We start from the raw sequence: 4691 nt of genomic DNA on the forward strand, positions 1-4691 counted from the left end.
CGGTGGCGAGGATCACGGTCACGACGAGGCCGCGCCGCTGCCGGCGACGCTGACCGGCGATGCGCCGCGGCGGCTGCCCGATGGCAGCGTGTTCGTGCCGAAGCCGGTCGGGCGCCTGCTCGGGCTGCGCACGCAGCTCGCGGCGATGGCGACGCTCGCGCAGACCGTGGTCGTGCCGGGGCATCTGATCGCCGATCCGAACCGCAGCGGCCGCGTGCAGGCACCGCAGGCCGGACGCATCGTGCCGGCGGCCGGCGGCATCGCGCACCTCGGCCAGCCGGTGCGCGCCGGCGAGGTGCTGGCCTGGCTGGAGCCGCTGGCGGCGAGCCTCGAAGCCGCCGGCCAGAGCGCCGGACTCGCCGAGCTCGACAGCCAGATCGAACTGGCCACGCAGCGCCTGAGCCGGCTGCAGCAGCTCGCCGGCAGCGTCGCGCAGCGCGAGATCGACGAGGCGCGCACCGAGCTTGCCGGCCTGCGCAAGCGCCGTTCGGCGCTCGGCACCGGACTCGGCGGGCGCGAGCCGCTGCGCGCGCCGGTCGATGGCGTCGTCAGCCGCAGCACGCTGGTCGCCGGCCAGATCGTCGAGGCGCGCGAGACGCTGGTCGAGATCCTCGACCCCGGCGCCTGGTGGGTCGAGGCCGTGGTGTTCGATGCCGGCCTCGCCGGCAACATCGACGCCGCACTCGCCGAAACCGACAACGGCCGCACGTACCGGCTCGGCTTCCTCGGCATGGGCTTCGAGCGGCGCGCCCAGGGCCTGCCGATGCAGTGGCGCGTCGACGGGGACGGCCGCGGCCTCAGCGCCGGCCAGCCGGTGCGGCTGCTGCTGCAGACGCGCAGCCGCAGCCGCGGCGTGCCGCTGCCGGTCGCCGCCCTCGTGCGCGGGGCCGATGGCGAGTCGCGCGTCTGGGTGCAGGCCGGCATCGAGCGCTTCGTGCCGCGGCGCGTGCAGGTCCAGCCGCTCGACGGCGAGCGCGTGCTGGTCACCGGGGGGCTGGCCGACGGCGAGCGCTTCCTGGTCATTGGCGCGAGCCTGCTCGCGCAGCTGCGCTGAAGCGGAGGGCGCCGTCATGTTCGATCGCCTGATCCGCACCAGCCTGGCGCTGCGCCTGCCGACGCTGGTCGCCGCGCTGGTGCTGCTGGTCTGGGGCGTGCAGCTCGCACGCGAACTGCCGGTCGATGTGTTCCCGGACCTCAACCGCCCGACCGTGACGCTGATGACCGAAGCCGAGGGCATGGCGCCCGAGGAGGTCGAGAGCCTGGTCACGGTGCCGCTCGAAACCGCGATGAACGGCCTGGCCGGCGTGCGCCGCGTGCGCTCGGTGTCCGGCGTCGGCCTGTCGGTGCTCTACGTCGAGTTCGACTGGGGCACCGACGTGTTCCGCAACCGCCAGCAGGTCGCCGAGCGCATCGGCAGCGTGCAGGCGCAGCTGCCGCCGGGCATCGTGCCGCAGATGGGGCCGGTCACGTCGATCATGGGCGAGATCATGCTGATCGCGCTGAAGGCCGGCGACGGCAGCGGCGACGGGCACGGCGGCGAAGCCGTGACGCCGATGCAGCTGCGCGATCTGGCCGACTGGACGCTGCGCCCGCAGCTGCTCGCCATCGCCGGCGTTGCGCAGGCGATCCCGATCGGCGGCGAGGTGCGCCAGATCCAGGTCGTGCCCGACCCGGCGCTGATGGAGGACCTCGACGTGACGCCGCAGCAGCTCGTCGAGGCGCTGCAGGGCTTCGGCGCCAACGTCAGCGGCGGCTTCCTCGATCACGGCGGGCGCGAGGTGCTGATCCGCGCGCTCGGGCGCAGCGCCCGCATCGCCGATCTCGAAGGGCTGGTGGTCGCGGTGCGCGACGACCGGCCGGTGTACCTCAAGCAGCTCGCCAGCGTGCGCGTCGCCGCGCGCACCAAGCGCGGCGACGCCAGCGTCGACGGCCGGCCCGGCGTCATCGTCTCGGTGCAGAAGCAGCCGAGCGCCGACACCGTGGACCTGAGCCGGCGCATCGACGCGACGCTCGCGAATCTCGCGCGCACGCTGCCGCCCGGCGTGCAGGTCGAGGTGCTGTTCCGGCAGGCGAACTTCATCTCGGCCGCGGTCGGCAACGTCGAGGATGCGCTGCGCGACGGCGCGATCATGGTCGCGATCGTGCTGTTCCTGTTCCTGCTCAACGTGCGCACGACGCTGATCTCGCTGACCGCGATCCCGCTGTCGCTGCTGGTGGCGGTGCTGGTGTTCGAGGCGTTCGGGCTTTCGATCAACACGATGACGCTCGGCGGACTCGCGATCGCGATCGGCGAGCTGGTCGACGATGCCGTGGTCGGCGTCGAGAACGTGCTGCGGCGGCTGCGCCAGAACCGGGCGCTCGCCGAGCCGCGCCCGGCGCTCGCGGTGATCGCGCAGGCGACGCTCGAGGTGCGCTCGGCGATCTTCTACGCGACGCTGATCATCGTGCTGGTGTTCGTGCCGCTGTTCGCGCTCGCCGGCATCGAGGGGCGGCTGTTCACGCCGCTCGGCATCGCCTACATGGTGTCGATGCTCGCGAGCATGCTGGTGTCGGTGACGGTGACGCCGGTGCTCTGCCACTACCTGCTCGCGCGCGGGGGCGTGCTCGAACACGGTGACAGCCCGCTGGTGGCCTGGCTCAAGCGCCAGGATGCGCGCCTGCTCGGCTGGTCGTTCCGGCACACGCAGGGGCTGGCGCTGGCCGCGGTCGGGCTGGTGCTCGCGGCCGGCTACGGCCTCACGCAGCTGCCGCGTGCCTTCCTGCCGGCCTTCAACGAGGGCAGCTACACGGTCAGCCTGCTGCTGAACCCCGGCACCTCGCTCGCCGAGTCGAACCGCATCGGCACGCTGGCCGAGCGCCTGCTGCTGTCGGTGCCCGAGGTCGTGCACACCGGCCGGCGCACCGGCCGCGCCGAACTCGACGAGCACGCCGAGGGCGTGCATTCGAGCGAGATCGATGTCGACCTGAAGCCTTCGGAACGTCCGCGCGCCGTCGTGCTCGCCGAGCTGCGCGCGCGGCTCGCACTGCTGCCGGCGGCGGTCAACATCGGCCAGCCGATCTCGCACCGGCTCGATCACCTGCTCTCGGGCGTGCGCGCGCAGATCGCGCTGAAGCTGTTCGGCGATGACCCGGACACGCTGCGCGGCCTCGCCGCCGGGCTGGAGGAAAAACTGCGCACGCTGCCCGGCCTCGTCGACGTGCAGCTCGAGAAGCAGGTGCCGATCCCGCAGGTGCAGGTGCAGCTCGACTACGCGCGCGCCGCACGCTACGGCGTGACGCCGGCGGCGCTCGGCGAGGCGCTGGAGACGCTGGTCAACGGCCGCGTCGTCACGCAGCTGATCGAGCGCGAACGGCGCTACGAGCTGGTGCTGCGTCTGGCCGAGGCCGAGCGCACGCCGCAGCGCCTCGGCGAGCTGCTGGTCGGCACGCCGGGCGGCTGGATTCCGCTGCGCCTGGTCGCCGACATCATCGAGACCGTCGGCCCGAACCAGATCGCCCGCGACGACGGCCGCCGGCGCATCGTGATCTCGGCCAACGGCGATGGCCGCGACATGGCGGCGATCGTCGCCGACCTGCGCGCGCTGCTGGCGGCAACGCCGCTGCCCGAGGGCTACCACACGACGCTCGAAGGCCAGTTCCAGGCCCAGGAATCGGCGACGCGGCTGATCGCCGGGCTGGCGCTCGCCGCGGTCGGGCTGATCTTCGTCGTGCTGTACGCGCGCTACCGCGCGGTGGTGTTCGCGCTGCTGATCATGGCCAACATCCCGCTCGCGACCGTCGGCGGCGTGGCGGCGCTGTGGCTGGCCGGGCAGGTGCTGTCGGTCGCGAGTCTGGTCGGCTTCATCACGCTCGCCGGCATCAGCACGCGCAACGGCATCCTGAAGGTCAGCCACTACCTGAACCTGATGCTGCACGAGGGCGAGGACTTCAGCGACGCGATGATCATCCGCGGCAGCCTCGAACGCCTGACGCCGGTGCTGATGACGGCGCTGGTCGCGGCCACCGGCCTGGTGCCGCTGCTGCTGACGCCGGACGCGCCGGGGCGCGAGATCCTGTACCCGGTCGCGGTCGTGATCTTCGGCGGCCTGATCAGCTCGACCGTGCTCGACACGATCCTGACGCCGGTGCTGTTCCGCCGCTTCGGCCGCGCGGCGGCGCTGAGGCTCGCGGCGGCCGGCGGCGAGGAGCGCTACTGATGGGCACCGGCGGCCGGCTGCCGGCGATCCGCGCCTCGCCGGCCGGCCCCGGCCCTGCGCGCTGCCCGCCTGCATCCCCCCGACTGATCCGGAGTTCCGAAGCCATGAATACGCCGTTTAACACCCTGTTTCCGAAGCTGTTCCTCGTCGCGCTGGCCGGCCTGCCGGCGGCCGTCCTCGCCCACGGCGACGCCGCCACCGGCGCGCACGGCGGCACGCTGATCGAGTCCGGCGAGGTCGTGCTCGAATGGATCGGCGCGCGCAACACCATCTGCCTCAGCGATCACGGCAGCGGCGCCCCGATCCCGAGCGCGCAGGCCGGCGGCCGGATCATCGTCGCCGGCGCCGGCGCGCAGGAACTCACGCCGGCCGACGGCAACTGCCTGCGCTATCCGACGGCGCTCGCCGCCGGCAGCAAGGCCGTCGTCTCGATCCGGCTGCCGGGGCGGCCGCCGGTGCAGGCGCGGCTGGAACCGTGAGCCCGCCTGCCCCGGC

The 4691-nt window shown here is 73.4% G+C and carries 3 protein-coding genes; all 3 read left to right on the forward strand.

What is annotated here, in order from left to right; translation table 11 throughout:
* Window positions 1-1054, forward strand: a 1054-nt coding sequence (locus PKE44_RS15250; protein ID WP_324552733.1) for an HlyD family efflux transporter periplasmic adaptor subunit, incomplete at its 5' end; no start/stop codon positions are given.
* Between the two features lie 16 nt (window positions 1055-1070).
* Window positions 1071-4196: an efflux RND transporter permease subunit gene (locus PKE44_RS15255; protein ID WP_324552736.1), complete on the forward strand. Its 3126-nt coding sequence runs from the start codon at window positions 1071-1073 to the stop codon at window positions 4194-4196.
* 104 nt (window positions 4197-4300) lie between these two features.
* A complete protein-coding gene (locus tag PKE44_RS15260; protein WP_324552739.1) occupies window positions 4301-4675 on the forward strand; it encodes a hypothetical protein in 375 nt (124 codons plus the stop codon).
* Window positions 4676-4691 lie beyond the last annotated feature (16 nt).

Source organism: Plasticicumulans sp. (genome assembly GCF_035331805.1).
In the GTDB taxonomy this organism is placed as follows: domain Bacteria; phylum Pseudomonadota; class Gammaproteobacteria; order Competibacterales; family Competibacteraceae; genus Plasticicumulans.

Coding starts and splice junctions, on each gene's coding strand:
- PKE44_RS15255 (WP_324552736.1), top strand. CDS start 1,071: ATGTTCGATCGCCTGATCCGCACCAGCCTGGCGCTGCGCCTGCCGACG.
- PKE44_RS15260 (WP_324552739.1), top strand. CDS start 4,301: ATGAATACGCCGTTTAACACCCTGTTTCCGAAGCTGTTCCTCGTCGCG.